The organism is Ruegeria sp. YKSF57 (assembly GCF_059612585.1).
Genome location: NZ_JBXWQW010000018.1, coordinates 37,274 through 54,365, shown reverse-complemented (window position 1 = coordinate 54,365; position 17,092 = coordinate 37,274). Strand labels below are relative to the sequence as shown.

Below are 17,092 nucleotides of genomic sequence, written 5' to 3'. Positions count from 1 at the left end.
GAGCAGTCAGTCAGACATCCGCGTGATTGATTTCAATCCCGTGTATCTCCGACGATTTCGCCACGCGCATAGTCAGGGCTTGGGCCTGCTGCGCGCAGGCTACAGAGGCAGCCTGTTGAAATGCCGTTTTGGCGGCGGCGTTTTCCCCACTGGCCATCAGGATTTCGCCTTGGATCCGGCGAAGTTCGGCCTCGGCCCAGCGTTCCCCGGTTGCTTCCTGCTCGCGCAGGGCGCGGTCGACCGAGCGCATTGCGGCAGTGAGATCACCAGACCTCAGCAGCGCTTTTGCCTGTTCGCTCAGGTACAGCGAGACCCAGAGCCAGCAGCCTGTCATCCGGTATTCCTCAAGAGCGACATCCAGCCGCTTGGCAGCGTCCGGTTCATCCGTCATGCAAGCGAGAACAGCATCGTGGATGGTCACGTAACTCTTCCATAGCGCCATGTCGTGATCTTCGGCCAGACGCCTCATTTCGTCGTTGATCTCGCGGGCGCGTGCGACATTTTCGGTCCAGATTGCCAGGGTGACAGAATGCAGGCCTGCATAGCAGATCGTGTTTGCATGTTTGAGTTTCCGCGCACGGGCCAATGACCGATTGGCCGTGTTCCACGCCTCGGCCTCGTCCCCGCACATCCATTGTGCCAGCAGCATGTAACACCATATCTGTACGCCGGGGTCTTGTGCAAATCTGGTCGAGAAATCCACGATTTCGGCCGACTCGTACAAGGCGAAAGCCGCATTCAAGTCTTCGAGCGCCTCGGGTGACCGGCCCATGGCGATGAGGGTCGCGGCCCGCATCCGGCGCGAAATCAGCCCCGGGATGGGGTCGGTTTCATCGGCCATGTCCGTGACCAAACGCGACACCAGATCGAAAGCAAGGTGCAGATCGTTGCCGATATAAGGGGCGATCCATTTGCCATAATAGATTGCAACTTTCAGCTCGGGGTCGGAGGTTGCCCCGATACGCTCCAGCGCCCGAGAAAATGCATCGCCTGCTTCCTTGGACGCGTATCCATCCTTGGCGATGTGGACCTGCGCAAGCTGTACCAGCAAGGCCAGTTCCTTTTCCCGCCATTCGGGCTTGTCCAGAAGCCCCGAAACCAGCTCGAGCGCGGTTCGCAACTGATTGCCTGCTTCGATATAGGCTGGGCGAGCTTGTGCTTTCTTTGCGGCTTCGCCCCACAAGAGAACGGCTTTTTCCGTCAACCCTGCTTCGGTTGCGTGGTGTGCAATCAGTTCGGCTGGCGCGGTCGGGTCGGTTTCGAACAGGTCGACGAGCCGGTGATGAATTTCCAGACGCCGCCGTTTCAACAGGCTTTCATACGCGACGTCACGCACCAGCGCGTGTTTGAAGACATAAGTTGCATCGGGTGGTGTTCCCCGCCGGAACACAAGCTCGCTGCGTTCGAGCTGTCCCAATGCGTCGTCCAGCATCCGGTCGTCGACGCGCGCGATCTTGGCCAGCGCCGCACGCTCGAAACTGCGGCCGATACAGGCCGCCATCTGGGCAATTTCCTTGACGGGCTGCAACCGGTCGATCCGCGCCATAAGGGAATCGTGCAGCGTTGCGGGGATAGTGACCCGGTTCAAAGGACCGGCAAGTTCGAAGCTGTGTTCGTTTTCAATCAGATCACCGGACTCAAGGATGGTCTTGGTGAGTTCCTCGATGAACAGCGGCACGCCGTCGGTCCGGTTAATGATTTCCGCGACCAGTTCGTCGGGCAGAGTCTTGCCGCCGGTGATCTTGGCCAGAACCCCTTCGATCTGGTCCGAACCCAGGCGGTTGAGCGTCAGGTTTGACATGATCGGATGACCGCCGAAGCCATGCCGGAACGTGGGACGCGCGGTGATAAGGATCATCACACGTTCGCCTGCGATGCGGTCCAGACACGCCTCGATCATCGCCAGCGTCGAAGCATCGCTCCAATGCGCGTCTTCGACGACCAGCAGGACCGGCCTTTCCCGTGCCAAGGCCTGCATTTCGCGCGAGGTTTCTTCCATGATCCGGAGCCGGAGCTGTTGCGGAGACATATCCGAGATGCTGTCAGCGGATACGGCTTCAACTTGCAAAAGCTCGGCGATGATCCCAGGATCGGCTACGCGAAGCTGTTGGTGCAGCTTGCCAATCTTGTCCTCGGTCGTGTCGGTTTCGCGCAGACCCATCGCATGGGACAGCTGCCGGATGACCGGATAGAAGCTGGAATCCGTGTGATAGGGCGAGCAGTGGTAATTGATCCGATAGTGGTCTTGCTGGCGGATCTCATCGACAACAGCCCGCGTGAGCCGCGACTTTCCGATACCCGCTTCGCCGATCAGGACAGTGACCTGCCCTTCGCCAGAGACCGCGCGATGCCAGCGTTCCATGATCAGTCCAAGCTCGTGGTTGCGGCCGATCATGGGAAGGATAGGGGCGAGGTCCTCGGCCTCGAACCGGCTTTCGAGACTGCGCTCGACCGTCACTTGCCAGGCCGAGACCGGCGCATCCAGCCCTTTGATGCTGAACTGGCCCAACGTCTCGGTCTCGAAAGTGTCTTGAATCAGATGCCGGGTTTCATCCGAGACCAGAATCTGGCCCGGTTCGGCAAGCGTTTGAAGACGTGCCGCAAGGTTGGGAGTATCGCCAACGACAGTTTCCTCCTGCGCCGAGCCTTCGCCGATAAGGTCGCCCACAACGACCATTCCGGTCGCCACGCCGGCGCGCGCCGCCATCGCCTGACCATCCGGTGCGCGCATTTCTGCGACAGAACGTACCGTCGCCAAGGCAGAACGTGTAGCGCGTTTCGCATCGTCTTCATGTGCGACCGGCCAGCCGAAATAGCACAGCACTCCATCACCCATGTACTTTGCGACGTGACCTTCGTAGCGGGTAACGATGCCTGCCACGGTGTTCTGGTAGCGCTTGATGACATCACTCAAATCTTCGGGGTCCAGCCGCGCCGACAGTGCGGTCGAGCCGACGAGGTCGATGAACAAGGTCGTCAGGTGGCGCCGTTCCGCGTCGCGCGGGACGTTCGCGGGGGAAATTGCGACGGGTTGGGGATCGGTCGCATCCGCATCGAAGGCTGCGCGCAATCGTTTTCGCGCACCAAGGGACAGGCCGATCTCGCGCATATCCTCGTCGGTGAGATCGAACAGAATGTCCAGATCAATCTCGTTTTCGACCAGAGACGCTTCGAGATTCGCAAGGTTTCTTTGCGCCAGCCATTCTCCGAGTTTCGACATCCGGGTCCGCAACCCTTTCCTTTGGTTCTGCAATGCCAGTTTTTCCGATCATGTTCGATTGGGCAATGATTATTGCCCACCCACAGGCACGTTTGAGCAATGGCCCTGCCGTTTCGTCTGTGGACAGGGAAATGTAATGGCGTCTAGGTTGCCACGGGTAATCATTGGGGGAGGAACACGATGGGAGTGGATGAGACCACGTTCGAAAAGATGACCGAGGCGTACACTGCCGCGTGGAATTCGGGCGATCCACAAGCGGTTGCCGGTCACTATGCCCCGGGCAAAGGGATCACGATTAATCGAGGCGACAACCAGTTCGGACGCGAGGCGATGATTGCAATGGCGAGCGGGTTCATGGCGTCTTTTTCTGATCTGAAGCTGACGCGGGATTTCTTTCGGGTTGCGGGCGATCATGCAGTCTTTGGCTGGACGCTGGAGGGGCATCATTCGGAAACCGGCAACTATGTGAAAGCAAGTGGCTGGGAGGAATGGGAACTGGATGAGAACAGCGTCATCACCAATTCCCTGGGTTGGTTCGATGCCCTCGACTATGATCGCCAGGTTTCAGGGGAATAGTCGAAAATAATAGGAATCGACCGAAAATCCGCGTTTGCATAGGCCCGGCACGCGACGCTCGGGTTCTTCGAGATGCACCCGCCTGTCCACAGATTGTGGATGATCATGCCACGCGGGGGGTTGTCCGTTTGCCGGCGGGAAGGTTCCGATAGGGGACTTGCTCCAGGTCACACAGGAATGCGCCGGGGGCGGCAACGGGGTATGTCGCGCTGGCGATGGGATCGAACGCGGCGCGGTAGTGCACGGTGCTTTTGACGCAGATCAGCGCATAGCCGGTCGGGTCCAGCCCCAGATGGGTGAAATGCGCGAGATCGAGGCACTGGTTGCGCACCGAGGTCACGACCAGATCGACATCGACGCCGGTTCCGATCAGTTTCAAGGCGGCGGTCTTGCCCAAAGTGGCAATGCCGCCCCCGTACATTTTCCCCGTATACCGGCAAGTTCCGTCGCTGAGGGCGAGAACCTGAAACTCGGCCTCGACGGGGGATTGTCCAGCAAGACCGGATTTGCCGCCCAAGGCGGCACGGAGGCGAGCGCCTGTGCCTGCTGCATGGGCCGCTGCAGCCACTTCGGGGTCGTGGAACAGACCCATCAGAACGCCTCTCGCCCCGGCCCCGACCAGCGCCTTCAGCAGGCCGGTGGTGTCCGAGGTGCCGCCCGCTCCGGGATTATCCTGAACATCGGCCAGAACGATCGGCTTGTTCGGGGCCTGTCGCACCAGAGCCGCGGCCGCGTCGAGCGAAAGCATGGTGATGGCGATCTGGGGTTCGCAGGTTTCGAACAGCGTCAGGATTTCATCTGCGGCACGGTCGGCATGCCGGGCGGTTGCGGCATAGGTCACGCAGGAGGGGCCGGTGTCGGGGATGTCGGCGGCAGTGAAGCCGAGGGCGATGTCGGCCGAAACGCCGCGACCGGTCAGCTGCGGCAGGATATCGTAGATCCGGTCAAACGGTGCGGCGCCTGTGTACTGCGCGTGCAACGGAATCAGATAGGGGATCTGGCGGAAGGATTTGAACGGCCTTTCGCCTGCCAGCATGCGTTGCAGCATCGGCAGGCAGCGCGCGCCGGTTTCGGCCATGTCGAGATGCGGATAGGTCCGGTAGATCGCGAGGTAATCGGCGATCTCGACCATTTCGGGCGAGATGTTGGCGTGCAGGTCGAGGCTGGCGATCAGAGGGGTGTTCGGGCCCACCAAATCGCGCACGCGGCGCAGCACTTCGCCTTCGCCATCAGCGAGACTTTCTGTGACCATCGCGCCATGCAGGTCGAGATAGACCGCATCCAGCGGCCCTGACGCGCGCAGGCCATCCAGCAGCATGCCACAAATCGTTTCAAACGCGTGGTCGGTGACATGGGCCGAAGGTTCGGCGGCGCACCACAGGATCGGGGCAAGTTCCATTCCGGCGCCTTGGGCGGCGGTGGCAAAGCCCGCGATGGGCAGGTTCATGCCCCGCGTCCGCGAAACAACATGGGGGCCGTGCAGCATTTCGGGCCAGGAATCGGCCATCTGGAATTCGGCAAGGCCGGCCCTGGTCACACCAAAGCAGTTGGTTTCGTGTTGAAATCCGGCAATTGCGATGCGGGGTCTGGTCATTGGGCGCCCGTGAGTTCCGGCTCGGACGCGGTTTTGCGAAACACGGTCTGGCCCCGTCGAATGGTCTGGATGACGCGAGTGTTGTTCAGTTGATCTGGTTCGATGAGCGGATTGCGGTCGAGTATGGCGAAATCGGCGATTTTGCCCGGTTCGATCGAGCCGCGCACATCTTCCTTGAACACCTGCCAGGCGGCGTCGATGGTCTGGGCGCGCAGGGCTGACAGGACGCTTGTCTTTTGGCCGTCGCCCAGCACCCTGCCGCCGGATGTCAGCCGGTTCACTGCGCAATGGGCCAGATGGATCGGTCGCGTGGGTGTAACGGAGGCGTCGTTGTGGATGGTGTAGCGGACGCCAAAGCGTTCGGCAGAGGCCGCAGGCGATATCCGATCTGCGCGGTCTGGTCCCAGGAACGTGTCGTAATGGCGGTCGCCCCAGAAATGAACATGGGCGGAGAAAAAGCTGACGGTGATCCCGAGGCGGGCCATCTGCTGCAACTGGTCGTCGCGCAGGGTCTGGCCGTGAATGATCGTGTGACGGTGATCAGCGCGCGGGTGATCGGCAAGCGCCCCTTCGACGGCGGTGATGAACATGCCCGCCCCGGCATCGCCGTTGCAATGGCAATGGATCTGAAAGCCCATGCCATGCAGTTTGGCAACCTGCGCGTCGAGATCGGCTTGCGTCGTATACGGCATGCCGCAAGGGTTTTGTGGGTCGAGAGGTGTGTGGTATGGCGCGCTCAGATACGCGGTTTGCAATTGAAAGGCCCCGTCAGCGAACAGCTTGCGCGCACCAAGGGTGAAATGGGGATTACCGGGCCAGATCAGCGGCTCGGGTCCCTGGCTGAGGGCCGGTTCCAGTTCGCCGATCGGTAGCAGTTCCAGGTCGATGCCGGGATCGGTTTCGGCGGGCAGGCTGGCGAAGTGTTCGAGCAACTCACGCGAAGCCCAGGCGTTCTGGGCATAGGTGACGCCGTGGGCGAGGTATTCGTCGCGGCAAGCGGCAAAGCCCTGCCAGAATCGGTCGCGGTCAATCAGGAAGTTTGTGTCCCCCATTTCGCGCATCGCCGACAGCCCTTCGACGAGTCCGGTCAGCGTGCCGGTTTCGGGGTCGCGGCCAAAGCGCCCGCCGAGGGGGTCGGGCGTGTCACGGTTCACGCCGTGCAGTTTCAGCGCCAGAGAGTTCGCCGCCCCGTTATGTCCGGAGGCGTGGAGAACCCACACCGGATGCGTCAGCGATACGTCGTCAAGTTCATGCCGCGTTGGCATGCGGGTTTCGGCGATGGCGGTATTGTCGAACAGAACGCCCATGACCCATTCGCCGTCCGGCGATTGCGCCGCCTTGGCACGCAGCTTGGCAAGGGCCGTAGACATGTCGGCACAATCCCCGCGCGGGGGGGAGGCCAGATCGACGCGGAAGAGTTTGATGAAGCCGGGATCGGGAAAATGCCCGTGCGGGTCAATGAAGGCCGGGATCAGGGTTTGCCCCTGCAGATCGTGTTCCAGCGTTCCAGCGGGCATCCGGGCGCGCAGGTCTGCTTCGGCTCCGACAGCGCGGATTGTTTCGCCCACGGTCAGCGCCGCCTCGGGGCTGGAATTCCCGGCGTCCATCGTAAGGATCAGGCCGTTGAAATAGAGTGTGGATGTCATCGCGGTCCCGGTTCAGTCATTTCCGTCTTGGCGTGCGCGCAGGACGTGTCCCCGCCTCTCAAGCAGGGGGCGGGAAGGATAGTCGATCAGCGTCAGGCCACCATCAACAACCAGCGTCTGGCCGGTGATGAAACTGGCGTCGTCCGATGCCAGAAAGGCCACGGCGCCGGCGATTTCCGCCCCCGTGCCCATGCGGTTGAGGAGCGACGGCGGCAAATCCCAGTTGCCGTCCGTGTTGCCTGACGCGCGGGCCGTCACTTCGGTTTCGATCCAGCCGGGACTGACCGCGTTGATCCGTACAGGCGCGGCTTCGGCGGCAAAGGCACGGGTCAGCGCCTCGACCCCGGCCTTGGCGACACCGTAAAGGCCCCAGTTGCCATGCAGGGAAGAGGTGGAGGAGATGTTGACCACCGATCCACCCGAGGCGCGCAAAAGCGGCAGGCAATGGGCGGTCATCAGGTAAGCGCTGTCCTGATTGGCGCCCCGGACCCGGTTCCAGCGGGTGCCAGGACTGTCGCCCGGATCATGTTCGGTCCGCAGGCTGCCAAGGCCTGCATTGTTGACCAGAACGTCGAGCCGCGACAGCCCTGAAACAAGATCGGTCACCGCGTCTTCGTGCGATAGGTCCACAGACAGGAACCGGCAGGTCCACCCCGTCGCGACGAGCTTATCCGCCGCCGCATCGCCCTTGGCCTGGTCGCGTCCGACAAGAATCAGCTTTGCGCCCTCCTGCGCGAAGCGTTGGGCGATGGCAAAACCGATGCCGGTATGGCCGCCGGTCACCAGAACCGTTTTGCTGGCGAACCGTTTCATGCCGCTTGTCCGGGCTGCAACGGGGCTAGACAACGCAGGCCGTGGCCGTTTTCGACTTCCCATACCGGGGTTTGGGTGCAGATCGCTTGCGCGAACGGGCAGCGCTCGCGAAACTCGCAACCCGAGGGTCGGTTGAGCAGGCTGGGTGGCTCGCCCTTGAGGGCGATGCGTTCGAGACGCGCGTCTGGGTCCGGTTCGGGGTTGGCGCTCAGCAGGCAGCGGGTATAGGGGTGGCGCGGGTTGTGGAAGATCGCCTCGGTGGAGCCCTCCTCGACAAGACGGCCCAGATACATGATGCCCATGCGGTCGGCCACGTGGCGCACCACGTTGAGATTGTGGGTGATGATCACCATCGCCAGCCCCAGCCGTTCGCGCAGGTCGTTGAGCAGGTTCAAAAGCTCGCCCTGCACCGACACGTCCAGACCGGCAGTGGGTTCGTCGGCAAGGATCAGCCGGGGTTCCAACGCCAGCGCGCGCGCGACGCCGACGCGACGCGCCTGACCGCCCGACAGCTGATAGGGGTATCGGTCGGCGAAATGGGCGGGCAGGTTCACCATTTCCAGCAGGCGTTTTGCCTCGGCATCCAGATCGCGGTCCTTCAGGCCCTGAATGCGGTAGGGTTCGGTGATAAGGCTGCCGATGGTCAGGCGCGGTGACAGGGACCCGACCGGGTCCTGGAACATCATGGCGATATCCTTGCGCAACGGGCGCAGGGCGCGTTCGGACGCGCCCCGGATTTCCTGCCCGTCGAACCTGACCGAGCCTTCCTGCGCCGGGGCCAGCCCGGCAATGGCGCGGATCACGGTTGTCTTGCCCGAACCGCTTTCCCCCACAAGCGCATAAGTTTCACCCGCCTCCACTGCAAAGCTGACCCCGGCCAGAACGTTGACGGGGCCATAGCTGGTTTTTAGGTCGCGAACGTCCAACAGGCTCATGACATCGCCTCCTCGTGGTTCAGCCAGCAGGCGGCGTGATGACCCTGACGCAACTGTTCCAGAGGCGGTATCTGGGTGGCGCAGTGCGGCATCGCCTGATCGCAGCGGTCGCGGAAGATGCAGCCGTCGGGCAGGTTGGCCAGATCGGGCACTTCGCCCGGGATGGTGGGCAGGACTCGGGCGCGTTCCTTGATATGGCCCGGATCGCAGTCGATCAGCCGTCGGGTGTAGGGGTGTTTGGGATTGTGGAAGATTTCGCGCACATCGCCGCTTTCCACGACTGCACCAGCGTACATCACCACCACTCGGTCGCAGAGCTCCGCAATGACGCCAAGGTGGTGCGAGATGAACAGGATGGCACAGTTGAATTCGCGTTGCAGTTCCTGCAGGCGTTCGATGATCTGCACTTCGAGTGTGGCATCCAACGCGGTTGTCGGTTCGTCCGCGATCAGCAGGTCGGGTTCGGACATCAGCGCCATGGCGATGGCGATGCGCTGTCGCATACCGCCCGAGAATTCATGCGGGAACTGGTTCAGTCGCGCCTCGGGGTCGGGGATGCCCACCGCGCCCAGCATCCCGGCGGCGCGGGCGCGTTTTTCGGCCCTGGGCGCGTTTGATCGGTGCTGGATGTCCACCATCTGCTGGCCGATGCTGAGCACGGGGTTGTGCGTTTGCATCGGGTCCTGAAACACTATGGAGATATCCGCGCCGCGCAAATTGCGCATCTTGCGTTCGGGCAGGGCCAGAAGGTTCTGGCCCTTGAACCGCACTTCGCCCTGTCGGAACCGGGTGTTGGGTGCGGTCAGGCGCAGGATCGAGGAGATCAGGGTTGATTTGCCACAGCCGCTCTCGCCCACGATGCCCACGATCTCTCCCTCGCGGACATCGAAGGTGATGTCGCGCAGGGCTTTCAGGTCGCCGCGGGCAGTTTCGTAATCGACGCTGAGGCGGTCGATTTCCAGAAGGGTCTCGGTCATCGTTGTTTCCTCAGTTTCGGATCGACCACGTCACGCAGGGACTCGCCCAGGAAGGTGAAGCCGAGCGTGGCCAGGATGATCGGCAGGCCGCCACCCACCACCAGCCAGGGTGTCTGCCGGATCAGCGAATAGCCGTCTTTCAGCAGCGCGCCCCAGCTGGGGGTCGGCGGCTTGACGCCAAGGCCCAGGAAGGAGAGGCCAGCTTCAAGCGCGATCACGGTGGGGATGTCCATTGCGGCCAGTACGGCCAGTACACCAACGATATTGGGCAGCATGTGAACGCCCAGAATGCGGCTCATGCTGGCGCCCATCGAACGTTCGGCAAGGATGAATTCGGAGTTACGCAGGGTCAGCGTCTGGGTACGGGCCACCCGGCCATAGGTGGGGATCGAGGTGGCCATAACCACGAAAACCACGGTTTGCAGGCTGGGCCCGATCAACGCCACCACGGCCAGTGCGAACATCACTGTCGGGAAGGACCGAATGGTGTCGAAGAAAAGCATCAGGATATTGTCGAGCCATTTCGGCCCGTAGCCTGCGATCATGCCCAGTGTCAGGCCGATGGCCATGGCACCGAACACCGCCGGAAGCGCCACCTTGAGCGCGACCTGCCCACCCATGATCACGCGGGAAAACGTGTCGCGGCCCAACTGATCGGTGCCGAGTGGATGGGCCAGTGACGGCCCCTGAAGCCGCGCCTGAATGTCCATCGCAACCGGGTCATAGGGTACGATCCAGGCGGCGAAGACGGCGCAGAACACGATGGTGCCGACGATGATCAGCCCCATCAGGCCAAGCGGGTCGCGCGCGACGCCGTGGATGATCTGGCCCAGTTCGGAACGGGATTTGGTCATGTCACGCTCCTTACTTGGCCGTGCGGGCGCGGGGGTCGAGCCAGGCGTTGACCAGGTCGGCCAGTGCCGTGGACGCTACGAACAGCGCGGTTGAGATAAGCACCGACCCCATCACGATCGGATAGTTGCGGGTAGTGATCGAGTCGATTACCAGCTTGCCCAGACCGGGGCGGGCAAAGACGATCTCGGCAAAGACGGCGGAGGAGAGCAGGAAGCCCATGCCGACGCCGATCACGGTCACGACCGGCAGGATGGCGATGCGCAGCGCATAGACCATGACCACGCGCCGTTCGTTGATGCCAAATGCACGGGCAGTACGGACGTGGTTCTCTCCCATCACCTCGAGCATCGAGGCGCGCACCAGCCGGGCGATATAGCCCACCCAACTGAGCCCGATGGCGAAGGCAGGCAGAACCAGGTGATCGAGGCGATCCCAGAAACCTTCACCCGCGCCGATGGCGGGAAACCATTGCAGATGAACCGCAAAGACCAAAAGCGACAACAGCGCCACCACAAAGGCGGGCGCGGCCACGAAACTGACCGAAACGGCGGCGGCGACACGGTCGATCAGCGTATTGGGATGTGCCGCGGCATAGGCGCCAAGCGCGATGCCAAGGGCCGCCGACCAGGTGATCGAGGCGAAGATCAGCCAAAGTGTGTGCGGCAGTTGCTCGAATACAATGTCCGTCACCGAGCGCCCGGAAAAGACGTCGATACCCAGATCGCCCTGAAGGAGGTTGCCATAGAAGATGGCGAGCTGTTTCCAGATCGGCTGATCCAGCGCCAGTTCGGCGGTCAGGCGGGCCTGAAGTTCGGGCGTGGCGCGCGGCCCCAGCATGATCTGGACGGGGTCGCCGGGAACGGCGCGGATCATCAAGAACATGACGGTGACCGCCACGAACAAGATGAGCAACGCCAGCCCGAAGCGACGGGTTGCGAAATTCAGCATGGCCGCATGGCTCCTTTGGCTTGTGCGGTCGATTGCCGCTCCCGGCCACCACGAAATCGCATGGCCGGGACCGATTGGCGAAACAGGTTACGACTTGCCAAAGTACCGCAGTAGCGCCAAACCGTCGGGGCGCAGCGCCGGGGCAACGCCTGCCGAATGGATCACCGGTGTTGCCTCGTGGGTCAGGAAGCGATAGGCGCCGCTTTCCTCCATCAGATCCTGCGCACGCTGGTACATCGCCGCGCGTTTGGCGTTGTCAGTTTCCTGATAGGCCGAGTTGTGGATCTGGTCGAACTCTTCGTTCTTGAACCGCTCCCAGTTCCAGATGCCGGCCTGTTCCGTGGTGAACCAGGCGGTGGCATAATAGGGATCCGGCGTCATCGAGAAGCGGTTCAGAACCAGTTGCAGGTCTTCGTTGTCGCCGCTGGCCCAGAAGGCCCCGGATTCCAGCACGTTGACCTCAACCGTGATGCCAATCTGTGCCAGCGTGGCCTGAATGACCTGCGCGGCGGTGGTGAAGGTGGTCTTGTTCAGCGTGTCGAGTTTGAGCGTGACGTTGGTTTCACCGGATTCAGCCAACAGCTCGGCTGCTTTGGCGAAATCGGCCTGCGGCGGCACCAGAGATTTCTCGCGATGCCCGGCAAGGCCCGGTGCGATGATGCCAGTTGATGGCTCGACCGCGCCGAAATAGGCCGCCTGCAGAACGGTGGGCACGTCGATGGCATGCTGTATCGCTTGACGCAGTTTCGGATTCTGCAGTTTGGGATGATCCAGATTCATGCCCAGCCACGCATAGTAGAGCGACGGGTATTCCAGAAGGGTTCCGCCATTCGGCACACCAGCGCGATAGCGCTCGACCGAGCCCAGAGATACACGGGTGAAGTCCAGCTCGCCTGCCTCGAACGCGATCTCGGCAGTGTTCTCGTCGTCGATCGGATAGATCTCGATCGTATCCCAGACCGGCGCATCGCCCTTCCAGTCGGGATTGCGCTTGAGAACGGTCTTTTCCTTGGGCGACCAGCTGGCCCGCAGATAGGGACCGGATTCCGCCACCGGGTCGGCGCCGATGCGGCCGCCTGCGGCTTCGGTCGCCGCCTTGGAGACGATGTTGCCGGTGATATAGGGCAGTGCGATGGTCCAGAGCGGGGCGAAGGGTTCGTTCAGAACGATGGTGCCTTCGCGCTCTCCGGTCACTTCGACATGGCTGAGCGGCCCCATGTCGGGCTTGTTGGGGCTTTCGGTGGTGTCATCGACGATGCGTTCAAAGCTGAATTTCACATCTTCGGCAGTCATCGCGCCATGGCCGTTGGTAAAGCCGATGTCGTCGCGCAGGGCGAACTTGATATGTGTCGGGTCGACCTGTTCGATCATCGCGGCGGCGTCCAGTTGCCAGTCCCATTCGCGGCCCGGCTTGTACTGGATCAGCTTGTTGTAGATGGCGGCGTGTACCTCTTCCTCGACCACGCCAACGCTGTGCGCGGGGTCCATGTTCTGCGCGTCACCATAGGAGCGCACGCGCAAGACACCGTCAGCGGCGGCAAAGGCCGGTTGTGCCCATCCCATTGGCAAGGCCGTGGCCGCACCCAGCGCTGTCGCGCCTTTCAGAAATCCACGACGGCCCACTGCCGCCTTGGTCCATTCGATCTTCATGGTATCCTCCCTTGGATCAGATCTTGGGTCAAAGAAGCCCGCGTGGAACGGTTTCGGACCATTCCTTTGTCAGGACTTCGGAGTCGTTCGCGCCTTCGGTGGCGCGCAGGTTCCGGCGCAGGTGAAACATGTCGCCGTCACAGGTCATGCAGCTTTCGGTCTCGATGGCAACTTGCCAGTCGCCGCGTTCAAAGGTAAAACGCCACTCTGCCTTGAACTCGGCCGAGGCGGGGTCGTCGGGGTGTATGCCGTAGTGCATAGTAACATGACTGCCGACGATCAGCCCGTGATAAGGGTCGCGTGCCTTGCCGTAATCGTCGAAGGTGTCCAGAACCACCCGCCCCTCCTTGGTGACGTGGCGGTTCGACGTGCCGGATGGCGGGCGCAACTGCTCGGCTACGAGCACCGGGAACGCCTGCGCAGTAGTGGGATTGGCGGGCTCGATTTCCTGCATGACTTGCCGCACGGGCAGGTGCAGGGTGCAGTTTTGCAGATGCAGTGACACGCGGGTCGTCCGTGGTGAAGGCCAGACGATCGGCCAGTAGGACGTTGACAGCGACAGCCGCAGGATGTGGCCCTCCCGCAGGTGGTGGGCGCATTCGTTCAACTCGACCTCGGCCTCGTAAATCCGACCGGGCACCAGTGGCTCGGGCGTTTCGTGGCTGTTGTAATGGCACAGGTTGAGCGGACGATAGGTAATCCGCTGTGACACGCCCTCGGGCGAGACATCACACAGCCGTGCCACCAGCTGCGCCACGGGCTTGTCGACGGAAAATGCGAACTTCAGGCACGGTCGACCCAGCAGTTCCAGCGGGGCGTCTAGCGGCGCGGTATCAAAGCAGGTCGACAAGGCATCGTCAGGGGTCTGATCTTCTGCCAGTTCGTTGTCGATTCGCATGCCGGGGCAGAAATATCCCGCCGCTTGTCCAGTGTGGGCGGGAGAAGCAACATCAACCGTGCCTGCTGTAGGGACGTCGGCAAAGCCGCCGGGGGCAAGGTGCAGGACGCGATCCTTCACGTTTGGCGAGGGCCAGATCGCCTCGGCGATCCAGCGGCCCGTGCGCGGCTTGTTTTCCTTGGTCGGGTTGAAATGTTCCTGCATGAAGGTGCGGTAGTCTGGCAGGTCTTCGGCGCCGTTCTGTTCCCGCTTCAGCCAGCGGTCGAACCAGCCAATCACCTCGGAATGGAAATCCGCCGGGTCGAGCTTGGAGATATGGGGATAGCGATGCTCCCACGGGCCGATGATGGCTTTGGCGGGCACGGTCAGATTGGCCGCAAGAGCGGGCGGTGCGTTCACGTAGGCGTCGGCCCAACCGGTGATGGCGAGGGTCGGGGCTTGAATGGCGGACCAGTCCTCGCATACCGAACCGTGTATCCAGAACGCGTCGCGGGTGGGGTGGCGCAACCAGTCAACTGAAGAAAAAGGCACGTTTTCGAGCCGCGCGATCCAGTCCTCGCGCCAGTCAGGGCGAAGGTCCGGGTCTGCTGGTCGGGTGAGATAGGCGAACATCTGACTGCCCCAATTGGCATTGTCACTCAGCAAACAACCACCCATGAAATGGATGTCATCGGCATAGCGGTCCACTGTCGAGGCCACGCTGACCACCGCCTTGAGCGGTTCGGGGTGGCGAAAGGCCAATTGCAGCCCGTTGAAGCCACCCCAAGAAATGCCAATCATGCCGATATTGCCGTCGCACCAATCCTGCGCCGCGATCCAGGCCAGTACCGCTTCGCCGTCGCTGAGTTCCTGTTCGGAATACTCATCGTCAAACCGGCCTTGGCTGTCGCCGGTTCCGGCTATGTCGACCCGTACACAGGCATATCCGGCCTCGGCAAATACCCGGTGAGTGGTCTCGTCCCGGGGCGCGGTGCCGTCGCGTTTGCGATAGGGCAGATATTCGAGGATCGCAGGCGCAGGGGCCGCATCGGGCAGCCAGAGCCGGGCGGCCAGCCGGCGACCGTCAGGCAGGGTGATCCAGGTATTTTCGGTGACACTGATCGACATGTTGGCCTTTGGATTCGGAAACTTGATGTGCAAGAAGATGACGTGTTCTCGAAAGAAAGAAATTGTGCGATTTTGCGCGATGTGATGCATATTGAAGTGAAATAGCGTCAGGTAGCGAAAGAATTTGCAGCATGTCAGAAAGTTTTTCCCGAAATCTTCGCCAGCTTTGCGCCGAGCATGGCAGCATCTCGCAGATCTGCCGCGACATCGGGCTGAACCGTCAGCAGTTCAACCGCTATCTGAACGGGTCGAGCATGCCTTCGGCGCACAACCTCCGCCGTATCGCCCGCCACTTTGACATGACCGAGGCACAGCTATTTGCCGCCGCACCGGAGTTTGAAGCGCTTTTGACGCAGTCGTCGCCCGGTCAGGTGGCCTCGCCGTCCAAGACGTTTCTGGAACCATTCCGCGATCAGCAAAAGAATCTCAAACGCTATCTGGGATTCTATCACTCGTTCTTTCGTACCCCGTCCTGGGATGGGGTAATCTTTTGCTCCTTGATCCGGCTGAGCGAACGGGATGGGCTGATCACTATCCGGTCGCATGAAAACGCCACCTCGCCCGACAAAAGCATACGGCAGCTTTCACGCTATGAAGGGCTTGTCACTCTGAGGGGGAACCGGATTTTTGTGACCGAACACGAAAGGGCGCGCGAGGGCAGTGTTGCGCAGACGATACTTTATTCGGCGCACCGGCAGCAACTCAAATACCTGCGCGGTATGACTATGGGGGTCGCGTGGCGCCCCTATCCACGGCCCTATGCGGCCAAAACGATCTGGAAACGGCTACCCGAAAGGGTAACCGCGCGCGAGGCGCTTGCGGCCTGCGGGGTTTATTCCGTTTCAAGCTCGTGGATCGACCCGACGGTTCGCACCTATCTCGATTCCTCGGACAAGGATATGCCTGACCTGCCAGATAGTGTGCTGGTCTGACGGCCCGGTTCCGGTCCGGCGATCCCCGGCAAACTCATCAAGCTTTCGCGTGGGATGGCTCAATAGCACCCTCAGCACAAAGAAAGAAACCTAAAAACTTGCTCCCGAAAAGAGTTTAATCAAAGAACCGCATTCTAGGAGACTAACCTATCATCAATCCATCGAGATGACAGTCTCGTCCCGCAGTTTTCGGTTTTCGGTATCGCGGCGAAAGTGCGGCATTGAAGCGGATTTCGAAGCTGGCTGGTAATGCCTGGTTTGCATATCTTGGCTGCAACCGCCAAGTATTGCTGCGGCGGCAATTGCCGCAGTTGCACATATCCGGATTGCCTGCAAAGCAGCCCGTTTTTAACAACACCCCAAGCGATTATAACTTGCCCAAGTGGCTGGAAAAAGCCTCGACCACGCGCTCATACACATCGCGCTTGAAGGGTACGATTTCGGCGATCAGCTGGTCGGGTTTTTGCCATTTCCAGCGGGTAAATTCAGGGTGGTCGGTTTCGATGTTGATCTGATCGTCAGCGCCGGTGAAGCGCAACAGGAACCATTTCTGTTCCTGCCCGCGATAGCGGCCTTTCCAGATATGGGGCACGATGTCATGGGGCAGGTCATAGGGCAGCCAGCCCTTGGTTTCGGCGATGATTTCGACCAGATCAGCTGTGACCCCGGTTTCTTCCCACAGCTCGCGCAGGGCTGCGACGCGGGGATCTTCGCCCTTGTCCACACCGCCCTGCGGCATTTGCCAGGCGTCCGCGTGGCGGTCGTTGCGCTGTCCCACGAAGATCTTGCCCTCGGCATTCATCAGCATCAGCCCGACGCAGGGGCGATAGGGCAGTTTGGCGATTTCTTCGGGGGTCATGCGCGGCCTCATCGGGTTGTTCCGCCCACCTCTAGCAATCACCGACGCCAAGGCAAAGAGGGTGACGTGGGGTTTCGCGTGA

The 17,092-nt window shown here is 61.5% G+C and carries 13 protein-coding genes; 2 read left to right on the top strand and 11 right to left on the bottom strand.

What is annotated here, in order from left to right:
• Positions 1-10 precede the first annotated feature (10 nt).
• A complete protein-coding gene (locus tag AC2FLX_RS09410; RefSeq protein WP_496810064.1) occupies positions 11-3,220 on the bottom strand; it encodes an AAA family ATPase in 3,210 nt (1,069 codons plus the stop codon).
• Positions 3,221-3,400: 180 nt separating this feature from the next.
• Here AC2FLX_RS09410 and AC2FLX_RS09405 point away from each other — a divergent pair, with 180 nt between their 5' ends.
• A complete protein-coding gene (locus tag AC2FLX_RS09405) occupies positions 3,401-3,796 on the top strand; it encodes a DUF1348 family protein (protein WP_496810065.1) in 396 nt (131 codons plus the stop codon).
• Positions 3,797-3,899: 103 nt separating this feature from the next.
• Here AC2FLX_RS09405 and AC2FLX_RS09400 read toward each other — a convergent pair whose 3' ends face one another.
• The 9 genes from AC2FLX_RS09400 to AC2FLX_RS09360 all read right to left on the bottom strand — a co-directional run bounded on the left by AC2FLX_RS09400 (position 3,900) and on the right by AC2FLX_RS09360 (position 15,219).
• Positions 3,900-5,390: a M81 family metallopeptidase gene (locus AC2FLX_RS09400; protein ID WP_496810066.1), complete on the bottom strand. Its 1,491-nt coding sequence runs from the start codon at positions 5,388-5,390 to the stop codon at positions 3,900-3,902.
• Entirely contained in the window at positions 5,387-7,036 is a 1,650-nt protein-coding gene (locus tag AC2FLX_RS09395) for an amidohydrolase (protein WP_496810067.1), read from the bottom strand. The genes AC2FLX_RS09400 and AC2FLX_RS09395 overlap by 4 nt, the downstream gene beginning before the upstream one ends.
• 12 nt (positions 7,037-7,048) lie before the next feature.
• A complete protein-coding gene (locus AC2FLX_RS09390; protein WP_496810068.1) occupies positions 7,049-7,849 on the bottom strand; it encodes an SDR family NAD(P)-dependent oxidoreductase in 801 nt (266 codons plus the stop codon).
• A complete protein-coding gene (locus tag AC2FLX_RS09385; protein ID WP_496810069.1) occupies positions 7,846-8,784 on the bottom strand; it encodes an ABC transporter ATP-binding protein in 939 nt (312 codons plus the stop codon). Before AC2FLX_RS09385 ends, AC2FLX_RS09390 begins: the two co-directional genes overlap by 4 nt.
• The gene (locus AC2FLX_RS09380) at positions 8,781-9,761 is read right to left on the bottom strand and encodes an ABC transporter ATP-binding protein (RefSeq protein ID WP_496744219.1); all 981 of its coding nucleotides are present in this window, start codon (positions 9,759-9,761) and stop codon (positions 8,781-8,783) included. Before AC2FLX_RS09380 ends, AC2FLX_RS09385 begins: the two co-directional genes overlap by 4 nt.
• Positions 9,758-10,615, bottom strand: a complete 858-nt coding sequence (locus AC2FLX_RS09375; RefSeq protein WP_480749419.1) for an ABC transporter permease — start codon at positions 10,613-10,615, stop codon at positions 9,758-9,760. Before AC2FLX_RS09375 ends, AC2FLX_RS09380 begins: the two co-directional genes overlap by 4 nt.
• A 10-nt stretch (positions 10,616-10,625) precedes the next feature.
• Complete coding sequence (locus tag AC2FLX_RS09370) at positions 10,626-11,564, bottom strand: ABC transporter permease (RefSeq protein WP_496810070.1); 939 nt, start codon at positions 11,562-11,564, stop codon at positions 10,626-10,628.
• An 87-nt stretch (positions 11,565-11,651) separates the two neighbouring features.
• Positions 11,652-13,214, bottom strand: coding sequence for an ABC transporter substrate-binding protein (locus AC2FLX_RS09365; protein WP_496810071.1), 1,563 nt, complete (start codon positions 13,212-13,214; stop codon positions 11,652-11,654).
• A 28-nt stretch (positions 13,215-13,242) separates the two neighbouring features.
• A complete protein-coding gene (locus tag AC2FLX_RS09360; RefSeq protein ID WP_496810072.1) occupies positions 13,243-15,219 on the bottom strand; it encodes a CocE/NonD family hydrolase in 1,977 nt (658 codons plus the stop codon).
• Between the two features lie 131 nt (positions 15,220-15,350).
• On the opposite strand from AC2FLX_RS09360, the gene AC2FLX_RS09355 reads away from it, so the two are divergent.
• Positions 15,351-16,151, top strand: a complete 801-nt coding sequence (locus tag AC2FLX_RS09355) for a helix-turn-helix transcriptional regulator (protein ID WP_480749423.1) — start codon at positions 15,351-15,353, stop codon at positions 16,149-16,151.
• Positions 16,152-16,518: 367 nt separating this feature from the next.
• On the opposite strand, the gene AC2FLX_RS09350 is transcribed toward AC2FLX_RS09355, so the two are convergent.
• Positions 16,519-17,010: an RNA pyrophosphohydrolase gene (locus tag AC2FLX_RS09350; protein ID WP_496744211.1), complete on the bottom strand. Its 492-nt coding sequence runs from the start codon at positions 17,008-17,010 to the stop codon at positions 16,519-16,521.
• Positions 17,011-17,092: the final 82 nt, after the last annotated feature.

Excerpts from the sequence above, each read along its gene's own strand:
- AC2FLX_RS09405 (WP_496810065.1), top strand. The coding sequence starts at position 3,401 with ATGGGAGTGGATGAGACCACGTTCGAAAAGATGACCGAGGCGTACACT.
- AC2FLX_RS09360 (WP_496810072.1), bottom strand. The coding sequence starts at position 15,219 with ATGTCGATCAGTGTCACCGAAAATACCTGGATCACCCTGCCTGACGGT.
- AC2FLX_RS09380 (WP_496744219.1), bottom strand. The coding sequence starts at position 9,761 with ATGACCGAGACCCTTCTGGAAATCGACCGCCTCAGCGTCGATTACGAA.
- AC2FLX_RS09400 (WP_496810066.1), bottom strand. The coding sequence starts at position 5,390 with ATGACCAGACCCCGCATCGCAATTGCCGGATTTCAACACGAAACCAAC.
- AC2FLX_RS09410 (WP_496810064.1), bottom strand. The coding sequence starts at position 3,220 with ATGTCGAAACTCGGAGAATGGCTGGCGCAAAGAAACCTTGCGAATCTC.
- AC2FLX_RS09375 (WP_480749419.1), bottom strand. The coding sequence starts at position 10,615 with ATGACCAAATCCCGTTCCGAACTGGGCCAGATCATCCACGGCGTCGCG.
- AC2FLX_RS09395 (WP_496810067.1), bottom strand. The coding sequence starts at position 7,036 with ATGACATCCACACTCTATTTCAACGGCCTGATCCTTACGATGGACGCC.
- AC2FLX_RS09355 (WP_480749423.1), top strand. The coding sequence starts at position 15,351 with ATGTCAGAAAGTTTTTCCCGAAATCTTCGCCAGCTTTGCGCCGAGCAT.
- AC2FLX_RS09350 (WP_496744211.1), bottom strand. The coding sequence starts at position 17,010 with ATGACCCCCGAAGAAATCGCCAAACTGCCCTATCGCCCCTGCGTCGGG.
- AC2FLX_RS09385 (WP_496810069.1), bottom strand. The coding sequence starts at position 8,784 with ATGAGCCTGTTGGACGTTCGCGACCTAAAAACCAGCTATGGCCCCGTC.
- AC2FLX_RS09370 (WP_496810070.1), bottom strand. The coding sequence starts at position 11,564 with ATGCTGAATTTCGCAACCCGTCGCTTCGGGCTGGCGTTGCTCATCTTG.
- AC2FLX_RS09365 (WP_496810071.1), bottom strand. The coding sequence starts at position 13,214 with ATGAAGATCGAATGGACCAAGGCGGCAGTGGGCCGTCGTGGATTTCTG.
- AC2FLX_RS09390 (WP_496810068.1), bottom strand. The coding sequence starts at position 7,849 with ATGAAACGGTTCGCCAGCAAAACGGTTCTGGTGACCGGCGGCCATACC.